Origin of the sequence: Parabacteroides sp. PFB2-10 (assembly GCF_029893085.1) — a bacterium.
Classification (GTDB): domain Bacteria; phylum Bacteroidota; class Bacteroidia; order Bacteroidales; family Tannerellaceae; genus QVMG01.
In genome coordinates this window covers 1-25,353 of the sequence record NZ_JARXWI010000021.1, presented here as the reverse complement: position 1 = coordinate 25,353, position 25,353 = coordinate 1, and the positions used below count along the sequence as shown (strand labels likewise).

12 protein-coding genes are annotated in these 25,353 nt (G+C 47.4%); 6 read left to right on the top strand and 6 right to left on the bottom strand.

The features are described from left to right. Positions 1-5: 5 nt before the first annotated feature. Together M2137_RS13560 and M2137_RS13555 are read right to left on the bottom strand one after the other, a co-directional pair. On the bottom strand, positions 6-911 hold the full coding sequence (locus M2137_RS13560) for an efflux RND transporter periplasmic adaptor subunit (protein WP_280766989.1): 906 nt from the start codon (positions 909-911) through the stop codon (positions 6-8). A gap of 11 nt (positions 912-922) precedes the next feature. After that, the gene (locus M2137_RS13555; RefSeq protein ID WP_280766988.1) at positions 923-5,245 is read right to left on the bottom strand and encodes a CusA/CzcA family heavy metal efflux RND transporter; all 4,323 of its coding nucleotides are present in this window, start codon (positions 5,243-5,245) and stop codon (positions 923-925) included. A 213-nt stretch (positions 5,246-5,458) separates the two neighbouring features. Here M2137_RS13555 and M2137_RS13550 point away from each other — a divergent pair, with 213 nt between their 5' ends. Next, the gene (locus tag M2137_RS13550) at positions 5,459-5,641 is read left to right on the top strand and encodes a hypothetical protein (protein ID WP_280766987.1); all 183 of its coding nucleotides are present in this window, start codon (positions 5,459-5,461) and stop codon (positions 5,639-5,641) included. 83 nt (positions 5,642-5,724) lie between these two features. On the opposite strand, the gene M2137_RS13545 is transcribed toward M2137_RS13550, so the two are convergent. From M2137_RS13545 to M2137_RS13530, 4 genes are all read right to left on the bottom strand, one after another. Then, positions 5,725-8,427, bottom strand: a complete 2,703-nt coding sequence (locus tag M2137_RS13545) for a beta-L-arabinofuranosidase domain-containing protein (protein WP_280766986.1) — start codon at positions 8,425-8,427, stop codon at positions 5,725-5,727. A 292-nt stretch (positions 8,428-8,719) separates the two neighbouring features. Then, a complete protein-coding gene (locus tag M2137_RS13540) occupies positions 8,720-8,998 on the bottom strand; it encodes a hypothetical protein (protein WP_280766985.1) in 279 nt (92 codons plus the stop codon). A gap of 106 nt (positions 8,999-9,104) precedes the next feature. Beyond that, the gene (locus tag M2137_RS13535; RefSeq protein ID WP_280766984.1) at positions 9,105-10,838 is read right to left on the bottom strand and encodes an AraC family transcriptional regulator; all 1,734 of its coding nucleotides are present in this window, start codon (positions 10,836-10,838) and stop codon (positions 9,105-9,107) included. A 203-nt stretch (positions 10,839-11,041) separates the two neighbouring features. Next, positions 11,042-13,156, bottom strand: coding sequence for a glycoside hydrolase family 2 TIM barrel-domain containing protein (locus tag M2137_RS13530; protein WP_280766983.1), 2,115 nt, complete (start codon positions 13,154-13,156; stop codon positions 11,042-11,044). Between the two features lie 140 nt (positions 13,157-13,296). Here M2137_RS13530 and M2137_RS13525 point away from each other — a divergent pair, with 140 nt between their 5' ends. From M2137_RS13525 to M2137_RS13505, 5 genes are all read left to right on the top strand, one after another. Next, the gene (locus M2137_RS13525) at positions 13,297-17,382 is read left to right on the top strand and encodes a hybrid sensor histidine kinase/response regulator transcription factor (RefSeq protein ID WP_280766982.1); all 4,086 of its coding nucleotides are present in this window, start codon (positions 13,297-13,299) and stop codon (positions 17,380-17,382) included. A gap of 447 nt (positions 17,383-17,829) precedes the next feature. Beyond that, on the top strand, positions 17,830-20,877 hold the full coding sequence (locus M2137_RS13520) for a TonB-dependent receptor (RefSeq protein ID WP_280766981.1): 3,048 nt from the start codon (positions 17,830-17,832) through the stop codon (positions 20,875-20,877). A 19-nt stretch (positions 20,878-20,896) separates the two neighbouring features. Then, positions 20,897-22,495 (top strand): RagB/SusD family nutrient uptake outer membrane protein, encoded by a 1,599-nt coding sequence (locus tag M2137_RS13515; protein ID WP_280766980.1) that lies wholly within the window; start codon positions 20,897-20,899, stop codon positions 22,493-22,495. Positions 22,496-22,615: 120 nt separating this feature from the next. Continuing rightward, positions 22,616-23,770 (top strand): glycoside hydrolase family 88 protein, encoded by a 1,155-nt coding sequence (locus M2137_RS13510; protein WP_280766979.1) that lies wholly within the window; start codon positions 22,616-22,618, stop codon positions 23,768-23,770. Positions 23,771-23,789: 19 nt separating this feature from the next. Next, positions 23,790-25,238: an alpha-L-fucosidase gene (locus tag M2137_RS13505; protein WP_280766978.1), complete on the top strand. Its 1,449-nt coding sequence runs from the start codon at positions 23,790-23,792 to the stop codon at positions 25,236-25,238. The last annotated feature ends 115 nt before the right edge of the window (positions 25,239-25,353 follow it).

Below are 25,353 nucleotides of genomic sequence, written 5' to 3'. Positions count from 1 at the left end.
AGTAGTTATTTTTGCACAATCCTTGCGTTAATGTACATACCCGGACGAAACAATTCGTTGTTTTCCATCACCTTGGCATACACCTCAAGTGAGCGGTTGACGTTATCGACAGCCTGTCCGACAGAGATAATCTCACCTTCAAACATCTCATCGCCCATACCGTTCACCCGGAACTCAATGCGATGCCCTATCTTTATTTTCCCCAGGTCTTTTTCATAGGCCATCAGTTTGATCAACGTATTGTTCTTGTCGATGATCTCACAGAGTGGTTCTCCCGCCGAGATATGTCTCCCGAGATTCATCTGCAGATTGGAGATATAACCGCTTATGGGCGCATATACTTCAAGTAGAGGCGATATGCCGTTTGTCTGCAACGCCTGCGTCGATACACCAAATATACTCAATTGTGCCGCTGCTGCCTCTTTCCGGCTTTTCATCGACAGGTAATCGGCTTTGCTTTGCTGGAATTTCTTTTGTGAGGCGGCCGCTTCGCGGGAGAGCAGCTCCTGTCGTTTGTATTCCGCCTCCAGATAGTCGCATTGGGCGGCCGCATCGAGATAGTTATGCTGCAAATTGATAAATTCCGGGTTTTCAAGCGTTGCCAACAATTCGCCTTTGCGTACATATTGGCCGGGCAACAGGGAGATGTTCTTTACTATGCCATCGATCGACAGGGTCACGGAGGCATGTCGTTGTGGCGAAAGTACAAAGGTGCCGTTGAATGTAACATCTTTCGCCAATGATGTGGCGGATGTGGCAGCGTCTGTTATCACTTCATCGTTCACTTCGGGTTCAATCGAAATGACTTCCGCTCTTACTTCATTTACCTCTTCGGCTTTTTTATTTCCGCCACTACTGCATCCCACGGTCAACAACAGGGTAGCTACTACAGGTATATAAATCGTTTTCATCACTTATTCAATTAATTATTATATAATTCATATTCCAACGCTGATACATTGTATTGATAAATCATCTCTATATACGACTGCTTTATCTCCAAAGCACTGTTCATGCTCTGTATAAAATCGCTGATATCCGTCTCACTATGTTTCAGTTGCAGTTCGGCAGCGCGTATCATAGCCTCTGCTTCGGGCAGGGCGGAGGTTTCGAAGAAACGGATGCTCTCGTCGTACTTACGCAATTCCGCTTTTAGTTCATATACTTTATTATTCAATTGACGCACATTATCCTCCGCTTCATACCCAGCGATACGGGCATCGAGTTTGGCCTGTTTCACCCGGCTCGACTGCGCGTTGAACACAAGCGGAAGAGATACACCCACCGTCCAGGAGTGTAATCCTTTATCGGGCAGGATATTTTGTCGCTGGTAACCCACCGAAAACTCGGGGAAGTAGCGACTCCTTTCGACACGGACCTGCGCTGCGGATTCGGATTGTTTACTGTTGAAGTAAGAGAGATGATCATAAGAAAGCTCCGCCTGCATGATATCCGCCTCATATTTATGTAATAAGGTATCAGTCGGAACAACCGGAACATCGGAAAAACAAACCCATTGCAAACGGGCAGCAGCGACCTTACACTCTTCTTCCGCCTGGAAAACCTTGTTCTTCATCGAGGCAGCCTGTGCCGCAGTCATATTCTTTTCCAACAAGGTGATCTCCCCTTGCTGATAGCGCAGGTCGCCGGTGCGCAGAAGAAGTTCCGCCAATTGGTTTTGTTCGCCCAACATTTGCTTTTTGTGGTAGGCATACTGGTAGTATGCCCAAGCGCGTTTCGCTTCGGCTGTCACCTCTTTCTCTACCATATTGCGATAGAAAGTAGCGCTGTTTACCTGATGTTTTACAAGCGAGTTCTTATAGAAAGGAGTGACAAGCGAACCGATCGATTGCGAGATGCCCAGTTCGCGGTCGTTGCGGTTGGTACCGTTGAGCTGTCCCCAGGAGTAGTCGAACGAGGTAACCCCCAAATCCCAAGACTCGCCCCGAGCCGCTTTGTTGCGTTCAATATCCATCGCCGCCGCTTTCAAGCGGGGATTGTTTTGTTTTGCCATACTGATCACCTCCTCCAGCGTGACAGTCTGTTGTGCCTGTACGCCTCCGGACAGCATCAACAGGAAAATAATCAGACCCGCAACGAGCAGAGTCTTTCTTTTCTTCCATTTACGCATGCATACATTGAACACGCCGATAAGCCGGTAAAACACCGGAATGATAATAAGCGTAAGGAATGTCGACACCAATAATCCGCCGATAACAACCGTTGCCAATGGACGCTGTACCTCAGCCCCTGCCGAAGTGGCTATCGCCATCGGTACAAAACCGAGCGAAGCAACCAGGCCTGTCAGGAATACGGGGCGCAATAGGTGCGGAGTTCCTTTCTTTATGATTTTATCTGTTGCCATTTTATAAGTAGTTCCTTTCGATAATGCCTTGAAATGGTTCAACATAAGGATACCGTTGAGCACTGAGACGCCAAACAGTGCAATAAACCCTACGCCCGCCGAGATACTGAAAGGCAATCCTCTGATCCAAAGGGCCAATACACCGCCTATCATCGACAGGGGCACGGTGCTGAATACCACCAACGTATTGGTGAGGCTGCGGAAGGCAAAGAACAATAACAACAGGATAAGCAACAAGGCGATTGGAATAACAACCAACAGAGTGTCGATTGCATTTTGCAGATTCTCAAACTGTCCGCCATACTCGAAATAGTAGCCGGGTTGTAGTTTAATGTTTTCATCCAATACGGTTTGTATCTTTCCTACCACTTGTTGAATATCGGCATCGCGCACATTCACGCCAATCACGATACGCCGTTTGGTGGCATCGCGGTTTATTTGCAGAGGACCGCTGATAAGCTCCACTTCTGCCAGTTCGGTCACGGGGATTTGTATACCATCGGCTGTGCGGACAAAGAATTTATTGAGGTTGAAATCCTCCACCTTCTCGTGGTCGAGGCGCACAACAAGGTCAAAGCGGCGTTCGTTTTCGAAAACGGTTCCGGCAACCTCTCCGGCATAAGCCGTGCGGATAATGTTATTGAGTTCTTCCACATCCACACCGTAGCGCGCCAACTTGCTTCGGTCGTAGTTTACCACCAATTGCGGCAAGCCCATGGTCTGTTCCACCAATACATCGTCGGCGCCCGGCACCTGTTTGATATATTGGGATGCTTCGCGGGCTTTAGCGTAAAGCTCTTCCATATCTTCGCCATACAATTTGATAGCGATATCTGCTTTGGCACCGGTCATCAATTCATTGAAACGAAGCTGAATGGGTTGGCTGAAGTTGAACTCGACATCCGCAATTGTATCCAATGCCGCTTTCATCTTCTCCACCATCTCAGCACGCGAATCGGCACTTGTCCATTCCTTAAAAGGCTTCATCACAATCATAATGTCTGCATCTTCGATCGCCATCGGGTCGGTAGGCACCTCCGCCGTACCGATCTTTGCTACCACATGTTTGATTTCAGGAAACTGATCCATCAATATCTTTTCTGCCTGATCCGATGCTTCAATACTTCGGGTGAGCGAACTACCGGCAGGCAGTGTCATCTGCATGGCAAAGTCGCCTTCGTCGAGGGTCGGGATAAATTCGGCTCCCAGTTTGGTGAATAGTAATATACTGCCACCCAATGCCAGGAAGGCGATAGCCAGCGTGGTCAGGCTGAAACGCAGACATTGTTGCAACAGCCTGCGATATAGTTTGTTCAACCCGTCGAAAAAGCGATCGGCGAAGGTACGTGTTTGCTTGATCGTTTTCTTCAGGAAGAGAGATGCCATCATTGGCACATAGGTGAGCGACAAGATCAACGCACCGATAATACAGAACACCAATGTCTGCGCCATCGGGGTGAAGTATTTCCCCTCGATGCCTTGCAACATCAGGATCGGGAAGAACACCAACAGGATAATCAACACAGCAAAAGTAGCGGAATGTACCACCCCTTTCGTACCGTTCACAATTTCATTATCCATGGATTGGGGCGACAGTTTTTGCCCGTAGAATTGCTTGGTGTAGAGGTGAGCCAGTATGCCCTCGACAATCACAATGGAGCCGTCGACCACAATGCCGAAGTCGATCGCCCCCAAACTCATTAGGTTGGCCGATACGCCAAACAGACGCATCATAATAAAACCAAACAACATCGACAATGGAATGACGGAGGCTACGATCAACCCCGCCCTGAGATTGCCAAGGAAGATAATCAACACCAGAAAAACAATCAAGGCACCCTCCACCAGGTTGCGGATCACGGTAGATATATTGCGGTCGACCAATTCGGAACGGTTCAGGTAAGGCTCTATACTCACCCCTTCTGGAAGCATTTTCTGCACAAGCTCCACCCTTTTCTCCAGTTCGGCAGTCACCACATTGGCATTGGCACCTTTCAGCATCATCGCAATGCCGCCCACACATTCGCCCTGCCCATCTTTTGTCATCGCCCCGAAACGTTTGGGAGAACCGTAACGCACAACGCCGATATCATCGATATGAATAGGGATGCCGCCGCGGTTGGTGATAACGACCTGTTCTATATCCGCCAGGCTTTTTATCATCCCTTCGGAACGTATATAATAGGCTTTGCCCTCTTTTTCGATATAACTTCCACCGGTGTTCTGGTTGTTTTTATGCAGGGCTTCGAACACTTCACCGATGGTGATATTCAAGGAATAAAGGGCATCGGGGTCAACTGCCACCTCATATTGTTTCAGGTATCCGCCAAAGCTGTTTATCTCCACAATACCGGGAATACCCGAAAGCTGCCGTTTGACAATCCAGTCCTGTATCGTCCGCAGTTCCATAGCGTCATACCGGTCTTCATACCCCGGCGCCACCTCCAATACATATTGGTAGATCTCGCCCAATCCGGTAGTGATAGGCATGAGTTCGGGTACGCCAAGGTCCGCGGGTATCTCACCCGAAACGGTTTGAATCTGTTCATTGATTAGTTGCCGGGCATCCAACGTAGGCACATTTTCCTTGAAAACCACCGTCACCAGCGAAAGCCCAAAGCGAGACACAGAGCGTATCTCCACCACATTCATAATGTTACTCATCGCCACCTCGATGGGGAATGTAATCAATTGCTCCACCTCCTGCGGGGCAAGCGTAGGCGACACAGTCACAATTTGCACCTGGTTGTTGGTAATATCCGGGACAGCATCTACAGGAAGGGTCAGCATGGCATAAATACCCGCTACCAGGAGTATCAGCGTCATAAATCCGATCAAGAGCTTCCGCTTAACCGAAAAACGTATTATTTTATCAAACATACTAATTGCCTTTACTAATTTTTTGGTAAAGGTAGGGCTGAATGCCCTCCATTCGTACCGGTATACCTGCGAACCGACCCGATTGAGGGCTGAGGTGGCCGATTAGAAGGTTAATATAGAAATGAGTAATATTACTTAGATAGATTGAGTAGTTTTACTTATTGACCCGTCTCTTTTCGGTATCGAACTTTGTCTTTATAAAACCAATGAATTATGGTAACAAAGCAACCCGACAAAAAAGATATTATCTCTTTAGCCAAAAAGACAAAGCGTTATTGCGACTTACTGATTGAACAAAGCGACAATTGGCTCTCGGAAGAAGAGGGAGCCCGGAACATGGAGAAGCGATTGAACAAGCCGCCGGAAAGCCGGAAGAGAATAAAGAAGAATTGTTAAGGCTGGAAGTAGCTATACGAACAAGAGAGGCTATCCCACGTTTGGGATAGCCTCTCTGTTATATAGGTTCGTTATGAAACGGATTATTGCTTCACCCACACATTGGATCTGGAGGTGCGGATCTGCGGATCACGCGGCTCATTCCTGTTCATACGAGCGAAGTTGGGGATAGCAACCATTGGTTTGCCATCTGCCCAAGTACCTTTGATAAGCATCATGCCGTTATAGAAATTCGGATCCCATTCCGCTTTCAGGACGCCTGTACCGAGATGTCCCTCGTTGATGTGGGCACCATTGTCTACCTCTTCGAAGTTATAGATCATCGGGCCGTAGCGCAAGGCCACCTGGCCTTTTGTGGCTTCGATCTTTTCGTCTGCCGTGATCTTCTGTACTTCCATGGGTAAAACAAACTCTACTTTATCGCCTTTATTCCACTTCTTTGTGATTTCCGCATAGCCCTTATTGATAGTAGGAGTCACCGCTTTGCCATTGACAGACAAGGATAACAGGCCGCTGAGAGCCGGTTCTGAGTCATACAGTTCGCTGGTCTTGCGATCCGGAACGCGTACGAAGAGGGTGAATTCTTTCTCTTCTTTCGGATTCACGGTGATAGATACCTTTCCATCCCAGGGATAGTCTGTTTTCTGAACCATTTCCACATCCGTTCCGACCACTCTTTCCACGTTGATCGTACTGCCAACAAACAGATTCACGTAGAGGCCTTTCTCCGAAGTGACATAAGTCCATGTCGGGATCATCAACAGCGTCCGGGGAATATTGCCCACGCAACAGGGACAACCATGCCATGGGGTTCTTTCGGTCACGGAGTTCAACGGATTCGGGTAATAGAACTTTTTGGCTTCCATATCCAACGAGCCTAACAGGGCGTTGTACATGGTCTCTTCATACAAATCGGCATATTTCGCATCGTGATAGGCCAGATTTAGTTTGTGCTGGAAGAAAATCAGGGCACACGACGAGCACGACTCACAATAGGCATTATGTCGCAGGGAGTAGTTCGGGCCGAAACCTTCAGAGGTTTCACCGCTGCCAACACCACCGGTCACATAATATTTCTTGTTCACCATATTATCCCACAACGACATAACCGCACTCTGATAGTCAGGATCCTGTGTTTCGGCAGCAATATCCGACATAGCCGAATAGAGATAAACCGCACGCACGGCATGTCCCACCGCTTCGTACTGCTGTTGTACCGGCACATGTGATTGGCTGTATTCGTTGCCACCCATACGGCTGTCCATAAGGAATTTGGCCAATGCAATGTAGCGATCGCCCTTTCCGTTGCCTTCCATATCATTCACAAAGCGACCGAAGCGCACCAAGGCCTGTTCCATTTCCTGATGTTCATCCCACCATACGATCTGTCCGGGGTTGGGGCCGATATTATCCGCCCAGCAGTCGGCCAGTTTCTTGGCAGCGTTGTAGAGGCGCAGGTCTGTTCCGTTGGTGAGTGTATGGTGATTGATGGCCGATTCGATGAAGTATCCTGATACATACCCTTCGTGGGCGCTTCTGTTTCGGTCTTCCCATCTCTTTTCCCAACGTTCGGGGTCGCGCAATGTATAGGCCGTTTGCAGGTAACCGTCGGGTTCCTGTGCCGCTAGAATGATCGGAATCCATTTCTCCAATGTCTTTTTCATCTTTTCCTGTGCGGCGATAATCTCTTTATCCCCTTTCGGGTCGATCATCAAGGCAATACAGATCGATTCGATGGTCTGGTGTACCCAGGCATTGGCGAACACATAGCCTTTATGGGCCGCGTAAGGCTTGCCATTAAGCGCCTTGGCTGCTTCGATAAAGTTATCCAATCCGCCGGTGGATAGGCTTGAGTTCTCACACTGATCGATACACCAGGGTATCCAGTTTACGATCATCGCTTTGGCTCTGTCGTCCCAGAGTGGGCTGTCGATCGAATAGTTTTTGGTATAGACAACATCCAAACGTCCCTCTGCCGGAGGTTCGGAAACTGTCACCTGTAGGTTTGTTGTCACCTTGTCTTTCCCTTTTTTAGCAGTGAAGGCCAATACATACTCACCTACTTCGGAGAATACTGCCGTCGCATTCAGTTTATCTTTATCCGTAAAGGTCACTGCTCCGGGTCCTGACACCTTTGTCCAACTCGTATTCTCAACGGGAGAAACAGAGGTTATATTGGCCGTCAGATAAGTGGTTCCACCCCGCATCACGGTACGGTCGCCGTTGGTTTTTACAATCGGAGACAGGTTGGGAGAGTTCGGCGATTGGATTACTTTCCACTCCAGGAGAGAGGCTCGTAGCTGTTGAGCCGCATCGGCTTCCAAGCGTAGCTTGGTTGTTTCCACTTCGTCGAAGGTCGTTTTGTTGTATTCCGCAACCGTAAGGCCTAGCCCTTCGGCATTGCTCACTGGAACAAATTCCGTTCCGTTCCAATAGCTTATCCGATAAGCTTTGGGAAGCGTGATCGTTCCTTCCCAGTTCCACCAGAACACTTCGATTTCGCTTGTCTTAACAGGTTGCGCCCATTCGTACTCAACCCATTGATCCTGCAATGGAGGTGTCGTCTGCCCCTGTCGCATTCTTGTTGGGCCAGTTTCGATGTTTGTTATACCATCGTTTAAAGAGGCGATAAGTTGTCCGTTTGCCGTCAGATCCGGCCGGGAGATGGTAGCGGTAGCCATTACGGCCATGTTTCCACCGGCATCGCTTTGTGTAGAACTACATTGTGTAAATGCACACAGTGTCACCAGGGCGAGCGCCCACGATAGAAATAGGGATTGTTTCATGATTTCATGGTGTTTAAATTAGAGTAATATTATTGAGTAGTAGATTTTATCAAACGAAAGCAAAGGTAAAGAATAAAACAATAACTACTCTATCATATCAAGAAAATCAACGAATAACTATTTCTTTTTTTCTTTTTTTAAGTACCTGGTATAAAGCCTTTCATTAAAGAGAGACACTGAGCGCCAAATTACCTCCACCCGCCAAAGCGGGGGAGGTAATATAAGAAAGAGGGCGTTTAAAGGAGTACTTTTAAATAAGTATGTAATTGGGGTTAGCTTTACTCCTTTTCTTTTATATATTATATAGTGTTAGTGTATCAAAGTCTTTCCGTAAGTCCTGCATCGCCGGGTTCATCTGCCGAATGATATAATAGAGCGTCTCATTTTCTACATTCATAAGCAGCAGTTTATGGGCAATTGCGTCGAGGGTGGTATTGAACTGCCGGTAATAGATTACTTCCCGTCCACTGCTTTCGCGTAGCAATTGAGGCAGATCGATAGCCATAGCCACCTGCAGCTTGTTTCCTGCTTGGGGATCCCGTGTAATATATATCCAACAATAATCGTTCATCTCCATATCTGTTTTGATAGGAGCAAAAGTGAAGAAAAGCATTATAACACTTGTCTTACATCTGGAAAAGAATGTCCTAAATCTGGAAAAAATGCTTTTTTTACTCTCAGGAAAGAGCCGTTTCTTCCAATGCCAGCCGGCGGAACTCCGACGGAGAGAGGCCATACGCTTTGCGGAATAGCTTGTGGAAATTGGTACGGCTACCGAAGCCTGAATCCAGCGCGATTGCCTCAATGGTGTATTCTGTGTTCGGATCGCCCAGTAGCTGGCGGGCATGGCGCAGGCGGTGGGTTGTGATATAACTGGATACGGTTTGATTGAAGTACTGTTTGATCAGGTCGCTGAGGTAGCGCTCGTTGGTTCCTGCCCGGACAGCCAGTGAGGCACGATTCAGCTCGGGATCGGTATAGACCTGTTCGTTGACCAACTCGATCAGCCGCTCGTAGAGCGGATCGGCAGGAGGGGGGAGAGGTGTTTCTCCGGGCAATAAATCTGTCTCTTTTATGTCGAGTCGTAGCTTGGACAGGGAAGCGCGTTCCTCTTCGAGCTGGCGGGCGAGTTCGTCCTGTTCGCGCAGGCGACGTACCAGGTTACGGTTCTTTTCCAACAGGCGGCGGGAGTAAATAATCCAGATACCCAATGCCAACAACGCCAGTCCCAGGCCGATCAACGCCAGATAGGCGTAATTGCGGTTGCGTTCCTTTTCCAGGATATGGCGGTCGACTTCGTATTGCGTGCGGATCTCATCGACTTGGGCGTTGTATTCTTTATTATGCGTGGACTCCAGTTCGGTAACGACATCCTTGAATAAAAGATAGCCTTCCCGCGCCTCTCCTTTTTCGATGAGGATCATTAGTTTCACACCCTTGTCTTGTAGTGGAGAGCGAGAGATCTCTATCGCTTTATCTACCATTTCCAGCGCTTTGTCGTATTGCTTATTACCGTAAAGGATTTGGGCCATTTTGCTATAGCGAATATCGCTTCTCCCCGTGATACTATCATATTTATTCAGATAAACCTCAGCCAGGTCATACTTCTCTGTCTGCATATATATATTAGTATACGCATCGTACAAATTGGCCCATGCTCCCGGTTGTGCCCTTTCTGATTGTTTCTCATATTGCCGATTAATTTCTGTCGCTTCCTCGGCCGTACGCAGCGCTTCGTCGTAGCGCCTTTGTACTGTATAATTTTTCATCAAGCTAATGTAAATATCCGATAATACACCTGAATAGGTGACACTATCCCGTATTAGCTCAATACACTCTTTCAAGCATTTTTCTGATTCTTCCAATCGACTTTGATTTGCATAAATGCTGGACATAGAACGTAACATATATGCCATTCCCCCTGCATGATTCTGCTCTTTGGCCTGTTCATGTATTTCCTGTGCCGTTTGAAGCGCTTGTTCAGTTTTGCCTATACGCAGATAAGCGGAAACTAATATAGTATGCAAATGATAATATGAGTTCCAACTTTTCTGTTTCCGTATAAAATCCAAAATAGCAGGAGCCTGCTTGATCACTTCATCATATTTATAGGCATTGGACAGGAATAAGAGCTTCGTGTATCTGCTGATTACCTGATAATCTGTGTTTGACATTTTTTCTGCTTCGGCATTCATTTCATCCAGAAGCACACATGCCGTATCCAATACATGCGGATTACGCACTTCCGCCGTATACAAAGTGACTAAACTCCTGTAGTTTTTCAGCTTCTCTACTCCTTCCGTCTGTGGAATAACCCGACGAAGCGAATCTTTTTGTAGTTGGTTCTTATTCTGTGCCATTACCGAACCGGCAACCAGCAGCGTAAACAGGATATAATAAAAATGCTTCATTTTTTTTCGTGTATGGGTTGTTTCTCTTTGGATAACGGGGTAAATATAAAGAATTTATTACAAGAAACAGATACTTCCGATAGAGAAAAAAGCGTGAATCGCTGTTTGCTCTGCGCCTTCGGCTAAGCGATCTTCGATTGACATTTTGCTTTGCGCTTCGCTTGCTAAGCGATTATTAAATTGACAGCAAATTACCCTGCACGTTAGAATCCCCAGTGCTCGCCTTTGATCGAGTAGGTGTCTGCTTCGCGTTTCTTTTCACCGTTGTAGTTCCATTCGATCTGATCCTCATGGGTCTCGCCCTTATGGGTGACCACTGCTTTCAATACATTCACGCCATCGTGCAGGGTAACTTCATCGAAAACGTAATGCACCTCGGTATAGCCCTGTCGGATGCCCGTCAGTTCCACCCCGTTCAGGTAGACCTGAGGAGTGCCGATATTGGAATAGACCGTGACAGAAGTGATCTTTTTCTCGCGGTCGGGGTTACGGCGTTGTGTCAGGTAGAGCACCGGTTCTTCGCTCCAGTTCGCTTTATACCAGAAATAGGAATCTTTCTTTATCTTGCGATCGAAGGTGACCAACCCTTTCATATTGCGGGCAGGTACTCCTCCACGTTCCCACATGGGCACGGCGAAGTCGAACGTATTCCATAGATAAGAGGCCAGGATGTAGGGGTGGTTTGCTATCACACTCCAATGGTATTCGTGCGTTTTGGTTTGGAAGGTCTCGGGATAAAACTCTTTGGTCCAGTTAAGCGATTCGCCCAGGTATTCCGTTTGGTGGGCGATATTGGCATCCGCCCCATATTCCGTAAGCATCAGTTTCTGATGCGGATAGTTCTTTTCCAGGCCTTCTACCCAGGGTTCGATATCCTGCAACTGTTTTTCATACCAGCCAAAATAGCGGTTCATGCCTTGTATATCAGCCACCATATTGACCGGATGCTCCATATGTCCGTAGCCATTGACCGAAACGGTATAGCGATCGGGGTCTTCTGTTTTGGCCAGGTCGTGAAGCGATTGGGTCAACTCGCGGGTGTATTCATGCGGACGATACACCTCGTTGTGCAATCCCCACACATAGATAGAGGGGTGGTTGAAGTTCTGACGAATCATCTCACGCAACTGATTCCGTGCATTCTCGGCCTCCTGTCCGGTGACACGGTTCACAAAAGGTATTTCCGCCCAGATGATCAATCCCAAGGTATCACAGCGGGAATAGAGATAGCTCGACTGCTGATAGTGGGCAAAGCGTACGGTGGTTGCACCCAGATCCATAATCGTTGCCAGGTCGGCATCATGGTGTTCGTTTTGCAAAGCGCTGCCTAATCCCCACCAATCCTGATGGCGACACACACCATACATAGGATATTTCTCACCGTTCAGGAAGAATCCTTCGCCTGCTCTGGCTTCGTAATGGCGGAGTCCCAGCGGTTCAACCACTTCGTCGATCACTTTTCCTTCCTGAATCAGCTGGCTAACCACCTTATAGAGATAAGGATCTTTACGCCCATGCCAGAGATGCGGATGCTTGATAGTAAATGAAGAGGTAAAGCTGCGAATGCCTTGTGGAGAGAGATCAAAAGACTGGCTGTGCGTTTTGATCAATTTGCCCGATTGGTCGTAGATTGTGTTTTTCAATGTAACGGGTGCCGGTTGCAGACTGCCGTTATCGAGTTTGACCTTCACCTCAACCTCTGCCTGCTTGCGCGATACATTCTTTTGCGTGATATAGACACCCGAAGAGGCATGGTCGGTTACACAGATCGCATAGGGATCGGTAGCCACCAGCCAGACCGGACGATAGATCCCGCCATAGACACCAAACAGGTGGTGATTAACCGGAATCACATCGGGGCGCGCTTTATTATCGGCCTTCACCATAATCTCATTCTCTTCTCCCGCCTTAAGCAGTTTGGTGATCTCGCAGGCAAAAGCGGAATAGCCGCCTTTGTGGGCAGTTGCCAGTTCGCCGTTTACATACACTTCCGCACAGGCTCCGACGCCTTCAAAGTGCAGAAACAGGCGTTTCCCTTCCATCGCTTCAGGAAGTGTGTACATCTTCTTATAATAGCCGGCTCCTTCATAGAAATTGGCTGCTACCACCTGCATGTCTTTGGCGTTCCAGGTGTGTGGCAGTTCCACCGCTTGCCATCCGGCATCCCATGTTCGGGCGTTTACACTCAACTCGGTCGTTGCGGGCGCCTTCTTAAACGACCATCCGTTATTGAATGGTTCGACCACACGCCCCTGGGCGGAAAGAGTTGTAATACAGAAAAGTCCTGTAAGGAAATAAAAAATCATTCGTTTGATCATAGTATTGACATTTAGATATTTTCTGAGACAAAACTACCCGTTCGAGCCATTATTTGCGGATAAAAACATCTCAAAACAGGATAGAATTATCTCATATTCACTATCTTTGTAATCAGAATGCCAATCTGATCTAAAATAATATGGGTAAGCAATGTAAGTTTTACTACCTATCCCTTTTCCTATTGTGTAGCTTTCCTATGTGGGGAAGCATAAATTTCTTTTTTTCTCATCTGGGAGTCGAACATGGGTTGTCGCAAGTATCGGTCAGGCGCATCTTTCAGGACGCAGACGGATACCTTTGGTTTGGTACCCGCGACGGATTGAACAAATACAATGGCTACGAATTCAAAGTGTATCGCAATGAGGTGAATGATTCTCTTTCGTTATCCGACAGCTATATCCAGGCCATTGCGCAAGACAGGAATAAGAATATATGGGTGGCAACTACCTATGGCTTTAACTGCATCGACTATGTTTCCGGGCAGATCACCCGCTTCCTTCCTTCGGATATCCACCCGGAGAATCCGTATAAAGCGACCAGTCACCTTCTTTCGCATGCCGATGGAGAGCTTTATATCTTTTCCTATTCCCATATTTATCGATGCAGTTCCGACCAAACAGCCGATTACTTTATGCACCTGCCGGAGATAACCTCGTCGATATCCTCCGTTTCGCAGGACGCCAACGGAGATATTTATATCGGAACAAGCGCGGAAGGGGTTTTCGTCTATACGAAAGACTGGCAGTTGCGCGAGCAATGGCTGCCGGAGGCAGGCAACAACACCTCGCTACCGGCCAACTATATCACCCAGATCTGCTTCGACCGGGAATACATTTGGCTGGCAAGCGAAGAGGATGGACTATGCCGGTATCACCGGGAAACCAAAACATTCACGCACTACACAAAGCAAAACTCCGGCTTGGGCAACGACCGGGTGCGTTCGCTTGTGTTCCTGAATCCGGATTCGCTATTGATAGGAACCTTCAGCGGATTGTACATATTCGATCGCACCAACGACCGGATTTCATCTGTTTATATGAATATCGAAGGGCAGGGCGGGTTGAGTCATTACTCTATCCACTCCATGCTTGTCGACAAAGACCAGACACTCTGGATCGGTACCTACTCGGCAGGCATCAATTACTACAGCGCATACCACAAATCTATCTATTATATAACCCCCGATGAATATGCGGGTATTATGGGGTTAGGGCAGGAAGATAAAAACGGAAATATGTGGTTTGCCACCGAAGGCGCCGGATTATTGTTCTATGATCCCCGCACACGAAAACAAAAACTCTTCCCGATCACCGACCCGGAAGAGGGAAACTATGAACTGAATATCATTAAATCGATATGGATTGAAGACGAGACAATTTACTGCGGCACGCACTTTGGTTCCGTCTATTCCTTCTCAATGCGCACAGGAAAATACAGCCTTCTTTTCGATTCGAAAGAGAATGATATCTTCACCCTGTATGTCGACAACCAAAAAAACCTGTGGATCCCGACAAGCAACACCAGCAACCTGGTGATGATCGACCGGAAGGGACGAATAATAAATGAATTTGAGGCAAACGGCGACAAGCGATCGTTCCCTTATGTGACCACCATCCTGGAGTTGCAGCCCGAGGTATTCCTCTTCGGCACCTTCCGGGGAGAGATTTTTCGGTATGACAGAAAGCGGCAAACCGTTGAAACACTGAACGAAAAGCTTCCGCCGTTAGGCAAGTACGACCGACTGGGCATCATATCCTCCATCATCCAGGACTCCGGCATGATATGGATAGCCACGACAAAGGGAGGTTTATTCAAATTAGACCGGCAGTTCTCCTTCGTAAAACACTATCAACGGGAAGAGGGGCTCACGAGCAGCAATATCACCTCACTCGTATTAGACAACAACCGGGAGCTTTGGGTGGCCAGTGGGAGTGATATCTTTCGGTTAAACAGGAACGACGATCTGTTCTACCCCGTTAAGTCAGCCACGGTGCCCACGCAGGAGTTTACCATCCATGCCGGCTCGGTCTCCTCCAACGGTACCATCTATTTCCCGGCAAGCAAGGGCATATTGGCCTTCAATCCGCAACAGATCAAACAGAATCCGACCATTCCGCCATTATATATTACCTCCTTAGTTACCAATAACCATGAGGACATCATTCATCAACTGAAGAGAACCAATCCGAAAGCCAACTACCCGACCGACTATTCCATCACCCTGAATGCCAGGCAAAACAACATAGCCATTACCTATTCCGCCTTGAACTACATACATCCGGAAAGCAACCAATACATGTATAAACTGGAAGGAGCGGACGACGACTGGCACATGGTCGGCAACCGACGGGAGGCCTATTACAGCAAACTCCGGTCGGGCAACTATATCTTCCGTGTCCGGGCTTCCAATAATGACGGGATATGGAATCCGCATGAAACCGTTTTGCATATTTTAGTGAAGCCACCTTTCTACAGGAGTTGGTGGGCCTATAGTCTATACGCCTTGATTTTATTGATTACTGCCATATTAATCTATCAATATCAGCACCGGAAGCATGAGCGCGAACGTGAAATGCGTTTCAAACAAAAGGAACAGGATAGAATGAAAGAGTTGAATGAAGAACGCATCCGCATGTTTACGAACTTCGCGCATGAGCTTCGAACACCGCTGACACTCATCATCAACCCATTGGAAGATCTCTTGCAATACATCTCCTTTTCGACGGAGGTAAAGCAATCGTTGAACCTGATGAATAAAAACAGCAAAAGGATGCTCCACCTGGTGAACAACCTGATGGACATACAAAAGTATGAAGCAGGGAAAACGGTGCTCAACAAGAAAAAATTCAACTTCTCCGCTTTTGTGCGTGAAATATACCTCTCGTTTGAAAGCGTAGCCAACAAGAGAAACATAACCTTCCTGTTGGAGAACCACCTCCCCGATATATATTATGTCACCTATGACGAAGCCGAAATAGAGAAAGTGTTTTATAATCTATTGTCGAACGCCTTCAAATTCACCCCTTCCGATGAAAGCGTCTGCCTGCGTATTTCCCGGACAAGCCAGCTGGACAATCCGGTTGTTCCGCCTGGCCGTGAGACAATCGGAGAGGAGATCGGCCGGAACGACTATCTGTTGGTAGAGGTGATCGACACCGGCAAAGGCTTTACACAAGAAGAGGGAAAGAAAATATTCGAACCCTTCTACCGCTTCAAAGACGACCTGCATCAGCAATCACCGGGCACAGGTATCGGACTGAGCCTGACCCGGTCGATCATCAATCAGCACGAAGGCTATATCTGGGCCGATAGCTCGGGAAGCCAGGGGAGCCGCTTTATTATTCTGTTGCCCGATACGGATAATCAAAGTTCCCCGCTTAAAGAGGAACTGATCGCTCCCCAATCGAACCCTGAGACGCAGAAGAAGATCAATCTGTTGCTCGATAAGGTGGAAACGATGCAGAAACAGTCGGTGTTGCTGGCCGACGACGATCCGGAAATCATTGAGTACATGAAGCATCAACTGGAAGATGATTACAAAGTTATCCTGGCGACCAACGGAAAAGAGGCGCTTACGGCATTGGAAAAAATGCCGGATATGGTGATCAGCGACGTGGTTATGCCTGAAATGAGCGGGATAGAGCTGTGTAAATATATAAAAACAACCGATCCCTACCAGCAGATCCCGGTGATCCTGTTGACGGGCAAATCGATGATAGCCCAGATTGAAGAGGGACTCGAGGCCGGAGCCGACGACTATATCGTCAAACCCTTCCAGATAACACTGGTGAAAGCAAGGATCAAGAACCTGTTGAAAAACCGCCATCTTCATGAAGAGAAGCCAACCCAATCGAACACCCTGGCCACTATAAAGATCGACACGGCGACCGACAAGGGCAGCTTCCTCAGCCAATATGTCGATTTTGTGAAAGCCAATATCTCCAATCAGGAATTAGATATATCCATGATATACGAGTCGTTGGGCTTGAGTCGGGCAAACTTCTACCGAAAAGTAAAAGCAGCCACCGGTCTTTCTCCCATCGACCTGATACGCAATATCCGACTTGAAGTCGGCGCGCAACTACTCAAAGAAGCCGACATGAACATATCGGAGGTTGCTCAGAAGGTTGGATTCAGCAGCCGCTCCTATTTCGCCAAAAATTTTAAAGCGCTCTACGGCTTGTCTCCCTCCGAGTATCAGGAGAAATACAGAAAGAACGAATAGAGAAATGTTAAAATCGCGATTGTAAGCAAAACGGGCGTTTTACTTACAAATCCATACGTTAAAAAGTGTTTCTCCCGGGGGTTTGTCTACAAAGTCCCGCTTTTTTGCGCGCAAAGTCCCGCCGAAATTACAAATCGTAAATTGGGGGTTTCGTTGAAAGCGGGAATATTAACATTTGTTAAGGCTGGAATAAGCTATACAAAGTAACTTTTCGTTTTAACATAGATACACCCCAACAGCTTCAAGGCCTCTCTTGTTTGTAACCTATTCGGTCAAAAAATGCTCGCTGATCGAATTGTTAATTTTACTTCATAAAAATTGCATTTTTTCATGCTTTGAGACAAATATTCTCCCAAATGAGACGATCGTGTCCGCGCACGGAGGTCTATTTAGGTTTATTTGCAAAAAAACTCATTTAATATTTGTCAAACATTAAATTCAAAAAGCATGAAAAAGCATCTTTGCGAAAACCTACCTCCAGCCGGGAGTGTAGAAAAAAGAAAGACAAAGTTTCTTTCGACCTTACTAATTCTTTTTGCTTTTGTTTCTGTAAACGCCTGGGGACAAAACGTCCAGATCTCTGGTAACATTATCTCTGGCTCTGATAAAGAACCTGTTATCGGCGCCAATGTTTTTGTTGAAGGAACCACCACCGGAACCATTACCGACTATGATGGCAATTTTGCCTTTGAAGTGCCGCAGAACGCGACCATCACAGTATCTTACATTGGTTTTATTGCGCAATCTTTTAAAGTGGGTGCTGAACGTACCTTCAATATTGTATTGCAGGAAGACGCCGTAGGACTGGAAGACGTTGTTGTTATCGGGTATGGTTCACAGCGCAAGTCCGACCTGACAGGGGGGATTGTGGCGGTGGATGCCAGCAAACTGGAAAGAGTATCGACCAACAACCTGTTGGATAAGTTGGCCGGACAAGTGCCCGGTTTGAACATTACGGCCACGACGGCACGTCCGGGCGACAGCCAGACAATCCGCGTACGCGGTGAGAACTCGCTTTCTGCCAACAACTCACCGCTGATCGTATTGGATGGTATTCCTTACAACGGTTCGTTGGGCGATATCGATCCGGATATTATTGAAACCTTGAGTGTCTTGAAAGATGCCTCGGCTGCGGCTATCTACGGTTCACGTGGTTCGAACGGGGTGATCCTGATCCAGACGAAAAAAGGGAAAAAAGGAACGCCGTCTGTAGCCTATAAAGGGAAAATCGGTATGTCACAGCCTGAACGTCGCTTAGACGTGATGAAAGGACCGGAGTATGTGACCTATGTGCAGGACTACAAACGATTGAAAAACGGACTCTCTGGCGATCAGTTGAATCCGCTGAATGTGCTTAACCCGAGTGAGTTGGATAACTATAAAGCCGGCATCGAAACCGACTGGCAGGACCTGATGTTCCGCAACGCACTGACGCACAGCCATCAGTTGAGCGTGTCGGGAGGTACTGATTTCACTACCTACATGGCTTCTATCTCTCATACAAGTGAAGACGGGATTGCCGTGAACACCGGTATGGAACGTACGAATATCACATTGAATATTACACAGATTCTGAATAAGTGGCTGACCGTGGGTATGGGTACGCAAGCGACTCAAACCGAAACGGGCGGTATCGCTCCAAGCTTTGAAAACGGACTGAAGATGAGTCCGTACGGAATCGACCGCGACGAGAATGGCGGATACTATGAGTTCCCGATGGATGAAACCTTGTTTGCCCATCCGTTGGCTAATATCAACGCCGAACAGGACAAGACACGCCGGAATATCTTTGTATCTACCTTCGCGGATGTATTGCTGCCTGTGAAAGGACTTACTTTCCGTACCAACTTCGGGTATAACTACCGCAACTCGTTTACGGGTACCTATTACGGACGCGACACAAGAACCGGAAAGCTGGCTGGCGGATCGGCAAGCATCAGCAACACGCATTATTATGATTATACCTGGGAAAACATCCTGAAGTATACCAATACGTTTGGCAAGCATAAGATCGATGCAACAGCCCTCTTCAGTATGCAGGAAACCAGCCAGCGTGAAGCAGAGCAAAAGGCTGAAAGCTTCGTAAACGACGATGCTGGCTACCATAATATGGCAGGTGGCGAAAAGAACCAGACCGTTACCTCTAAAATTACGGAAACAGCATTGCTCTCTTACATGGGACGTGTGAACTATTCGTATGCCAATAAATATATGGTGACCCTGACGGCTCGTTCCGACGGTTATTCCGCTTTTGGCGCCAACAACAAATATGCCTTCTTCCCCTCTGCCGCATTGGCATGGAATCTTTCATCCGAAGATTTCTTTGAAGTATCGGCTGTCGATATGTTGAAAATACGTGCCTCTTACGGTGCCAATGGTAACCAGGCCATCAATGCTTATCAGACATTGAACCGCCTGAGCCTGGCGAAATATACCTGGGGCGATGGTTCGATTGTAAATGGGGTGTATATTCCTTCAAACGGTGTGGGTAACCCGAACCTGAAATGGGAAACATCTTATACCTTCAATGCAGGGGTTGACTTCAGCCTTTACTACGGTCGTATTTCAGGGAATGTTGACTTTTATGTTGTTAACACCAAAGACCTGTTGATGAGCCGCACTGTGCCTATCATGAACGGTTACCGTACCATTATGGACAACATCGGTCAGACAAGAAATACCGGTATCGAAATCGCATTGAATACGATCAACGTACAAACCAACGACTTCGAATGGTCAACAAACGTAAACTTCTCGCTTAACCGCGACAAGATCATTGAACTCCGCGGCGACGGAAAAGACGATATCACTAACAAATGGTTTATCGGTAAACCTTTGCGCGCGTTCTATGACTATAAAGTGATCGGAACCTGGCAAATCGGAGAAGAAGAACAGGCTGCCAAACAACAGAAGGGAGCGGTTCCCGGATCTTCTAAATTGGCCGATATCGCGGGTGGTAAGGATGGAGAACCTGATGGTATTATCTCTGCTGCCGACAAGGTGGTGATCGGTTCTAAACTGCCGAGCTTCCTGCTCTCCATGGGTAACCAGTTTAGCTATAAAAGACTCTATGCCTCTTTCCAATTGAATGGTGTATTCGGGCAATGGAAAGAACTGCATGAAATGAACATGGACCGTTGGATGCCTCGTTTCAACTACATCAGCGGCATGAACTACTGGACACCGGAGAACCCGACAAACGAGATGTCTTCACCGGCTTATGTTCCTTACGACAAGCACACCTATTATAAGAAAATGAATTATGTGCAGATCAAGAACATTACGGTGGGTTATACGTTCGACAAGAACTTCCTGAACAAGATCGGTATAGCCGGATTGGGTGTCAATGTAAGTGTAAACAACCTCTATACATTTAGCAATGTGAAACATGTCTTGAACTATGGCACGAATGATATCGACGGAACATACCGTAATATGATCACGACCTATCCTTCTGCCCGTTCTTACATCTTAGGTTTAAATCTTACTTTCTAAATTAAAACAGATAAATAACATGAAAAAAATATTTGCTTTAGCTGCTACAGCTTTATTATTACTGAATACAGGATGCTCTGGCTTCCTGGATGAAGAGTTGAAAAGTTCCCTGGCTCCGAGTAATACCTATACCTCCAGTTATGGGTTTGAAGTAGGTGTCACAGGGTTGTACGGCCTGGCGCGTTCTGAGTTCAATACTTGGGGCGGAGCGTTTGCCTCACACGGACAGGCTTGTCCTTACGAAGCGTTACAGATCGGTACCGATATTGTTTTTGCCGGCCATAAAGATGGCTCGTTAATGCCTTTCGAGAATCTTTCTTATACGCCGAGTACTACCTTCGTTACCTCTTATTGGAACTATGCGTACGGCATGATCGCTTCTGCGAATGAGATCCTGACCTATTCCGAAAAGGATGGCGTGAAATGGGATAACGCAGGCGACAAAGCCTTTTATCAGGCGGAAGCTCGTTTCTTCCGTGCCTATGCCTATCGTTATCTGGTATATCTCTATGGCGATGTTCCCTATGTAGACAAAATCGAACCGAATTTCCGTCTCGACTACACACGGACACCCAAAGCAGAAGTGTTGGATAAAATGATTGAAGACCTGAAGTTTGCTGTGGCCAACCTGCCGGGTGATCCCGATAAGGTAGTAGCCGGCCGTCTGACCAAATGGGCTGCGGAACATATCTTGACAGAAGTTTATCTGTTGGCAGGCAAGAATACAGAAGCAGAAGCATCGGCTAAGAATGTGATCAACAGCGGTCAATTCAGCCTGATGAAAGATCGTTTCGGGGTGGCTAAAGACAAACCGGGTGATGCTTTCTCTGACCTGTTCATCGAATACAACCAGCGTAGACCGAACGGCAACAAAGAAACCATCTGGATCATGCCGTATGAATACAAAACAACCGGTGGTGGTGGCGCCAATGATGACTGGTCACGCCGTGCCTGGGTACCGAAATACTGGGAAATTGCCGACTTTGCCCTGGCTGATTCTATGGGCGGTAGAGGACTGGCACAGATTGTTCCGCTCAAATGGTGGATCGAAAACGATGAATTCCTGGCTCCGAACGATATGCGTAACTCTCCTTATAATATCAAACGCGACTGGTATTATAACAACGAGAAATCTGATAAGAAAGGCGAATTGGCTGAAATAACAGAAACAAGATGGAATACGGGTCAGTTGTATCCTGCTCCTACTAAATTCTTCTACGGAAAAGTGGACGACCTGGCTTATTCGGGTTCAAACAAAGACCGTACGAAAATCCGTTTGTCTGAAACCTATCTGCTCCTTGCCGAAGCATTGATCCGTCAGGGTAAGACTGCCGACGCCGCAGCCGCCATCAATGTGGTGCGCGAACGTGCCGGAGCAACGCCGATCACTGCCGCAGAAGCAACTGTAGACTTCCTGCTCGACGAACGCATCCGTGAGTTGTTGGGAGAAGAATTGCGTCGCTTCACCCTGGTTCGTTTTGGAAAGTTAAAAGAACGCACGTTGAAGTATAACACCAAAACGCAGAACATGGACGACCATCATGCCCTGTGGCCGATCCCGCAGACCATTATCGATTCGAATACAGGAGCTGAGTTCCCGCAGAACCCGGGATATTAATTCTGTTTTTGGGCCTTGTATCTAAAATAGATTAAAAAAACTCGTTATTTTGTCAGAAGGGGACTATTCCTGTCACAGAGATAGTCCCCTCTCTATACTTCATTAAATAAACTGTTTTTTATGAATCAAAGATTGTTTTCCATTTATTTACTGACTATCACTCTTCTCTTTCCGGCCCTAAAGGGAACGGCTGCTCCTTTCACTTCCGGGCAGCAAGCTGTGCAGACACCCAATCCCCGGCAGGAAGAGATAAAAGAAATAGCCCGCAAAGTGGCCGATTGGCAAATCGAACACTTCGCCGAAAACCGTTATGGCAAAAATGATCCCAAGGGTTGGATTGCCGGAGCGCTCTATCTTGGCATGTTCGACTGGGCGGAATTATCCGGCGATGAACCCTATTTCGATTGGTTGAAGAAAGTTTTCAATCGTCAATACTGGCAGGTCGACGACCGGATGTATCATGCAGACGACATCTGTGTGTCGCAAACCTATATCGATATGTTCCATAAATTCGGAGAAGAGAAGATGATTCTCCCGACCTTGGCACGGATCGACTGGGTGATCGAACACCCTTCGCTGGGCAGTTTGAATATTGATTATGCTCAACCCTCGACCTATGAACGCTGGTCGTGGTGCGATGCGCTGTTTATGGCGCCTCCGGTTTATAGCCGCCTGTATGCTTTTACGGGTGATGATAAATACATGGCCTTTGCCGACAGAGAGTTTAAAGCGACCTATTATCATCTTTTTGATGTGAAAGAGGGACTCTTTTTCCGCGACAGCCGCTATTTTAATCAACAAGAGGCGAATGGTCAAAAGGTATTTTGGGGACGAGGCAACGGCTGGGTCATCGGAGGCCTGGCGGAGATATTGAAAACACTGCCTGCCGCCGACATGACCTACCGCCCATTTTATGAAGAATTGTTCGTTAAACTGGCTACCCGCCTGGCCGAATTGCAATGCCCCGACGGATACTGGCATGCCAGTCTGTTGGATCCCGATAGCTATCCGTCACCGGAAACAAGCGCCACGGGTTTCATCGTCTATGGACTGGCCTATGGCATAAACAACGGATATCTTTCGGCAGAGGCCTATTTGCCTGTGGTCGAAAAAGGCTGGAAGGCATTGACTGCCGCTGTTGAGAGCGACGGCAAACTGGGTTGGGTGCAACCGGTGGGCGCCGATCCGCGCAAAGTAACCCGGGATATGACCGAACTCTATGGCACCGGCGCCTTCCTGATGGCTGCCTGTGAAATGTATCAACTTGTAAAATAATATCATAACACACATCTGAATGAAAAAGAGATATTTCTTATTATTAATCGCTTCCCTGTTTATCTGGGGAACCGCAGATAGCTTTGCCCAGCAGCGTCGTGCCTCCACGGCGTTGGAACATGGGGCGCACCGTATCGGAAAACGTGTGGATGCGGATATGCAACAATGGCGCGAACATGGCCTGGGGCAGTTTATCCATTGGGGTGTATATGCCATTCCCGGTGGCCATTGGGAGGGCAAATTCTATACGGGGGCAGCCGAATGGATCCGTTCCTGGAAAGAGATGCCCAAAGAGGCTTACGACAATCTCTACAAAGAGTTTAACCCAACCAGCTTTGATGCGAAAGCATGGGCTAAGATGGCCAAAGAGATGGGGGTGAAATACTTGATCTTTACTACCAAACACCATGATGGTTTCTGTCTTTGGCCAAGCAAATACACCGATTATACCATCGCTAACAGTCCCTACAAAAAGGATATCGTCAAAGAGATCGTCGATGCCTACAATGCGGAGGGGATCGATGTGCATCTTTACTTTTCTATTATCGACTGGAATCATCCGGGCTATCGCTCGGCCGCTCCCTTAACAAAGCACGACAAAGACAACTATGGGCAGTTCCTTACCTTCACCGCCAATCAATTAAAAGAACTTCTGACCAACTACCCCACGGTAAAAGGTTTATGGTTCGATGGCTCCTGGGATAAGGCCTGGATCGAAGAGGCAGCCTGGGTCGATGAACTGGGGAAAGAGCTTCGGGCTATGAAACCCGGCTTAGTGATCGGTAGTCGCTTCCGCGCCGACGAGAATGGCAAGCGCCATTACGACACCAATGGCGACCTGATCGACGATTACGACCAGACCTGGGAACGTGACCTGCCTAAAAGCATGGCGGACCTGAACGGGGTCGATTGGGATTGTGTGATGACCGTACCGGAAAATCAATGGGGATACCATTCCGATTGGAAGGGCTATGTGAAGACATCCTACGATTTGATCGAGATGATGGCTCATTCCGTATCGATGGATGGCAACTTTGTCTTAAACTTCGGTCCCGACGGGAAAGGAAATATCCGCCCCGAAGAGACTCTCTTGGCGAAAGAGATTGGCGAATGGATGAAGATTAACTACGAAGCAATCTATGGCGCCGGGCATGCAGGCCTCGAAAAGCAAGGTTGGGGCTATTACACCCAGAAGGGCAATAAAGTCTATATGCTTGTCTTTAACCCTTCCATCAGCAAAAAGCTAAAAACAGTCTTCCCGCGTGGCGGATCCATTCCCGAGAAGGCTTACTTTCTGGATGGCCAAAAGGAGATGCCTATCATCGACGGCGGACGCAACAAACAAAACGAGCGGATCTTCTATATCTCCATCCCGGAGAAATACACATCCGATCAACCGTTTGTCATTGTGTTGGATCTGAAGGATAATTCAACCGACAAAGACAGCTATCAACAAGCCAAAACATAATCTAAAACCAGAAACACATTTTCACTACTGTCCACTAAAAAATGGACGATTAAAAATTAAATAAATTTGGTTCACTTGAACCGCTTCGTTCTTTGATATTTTTGAAATTAGTTTT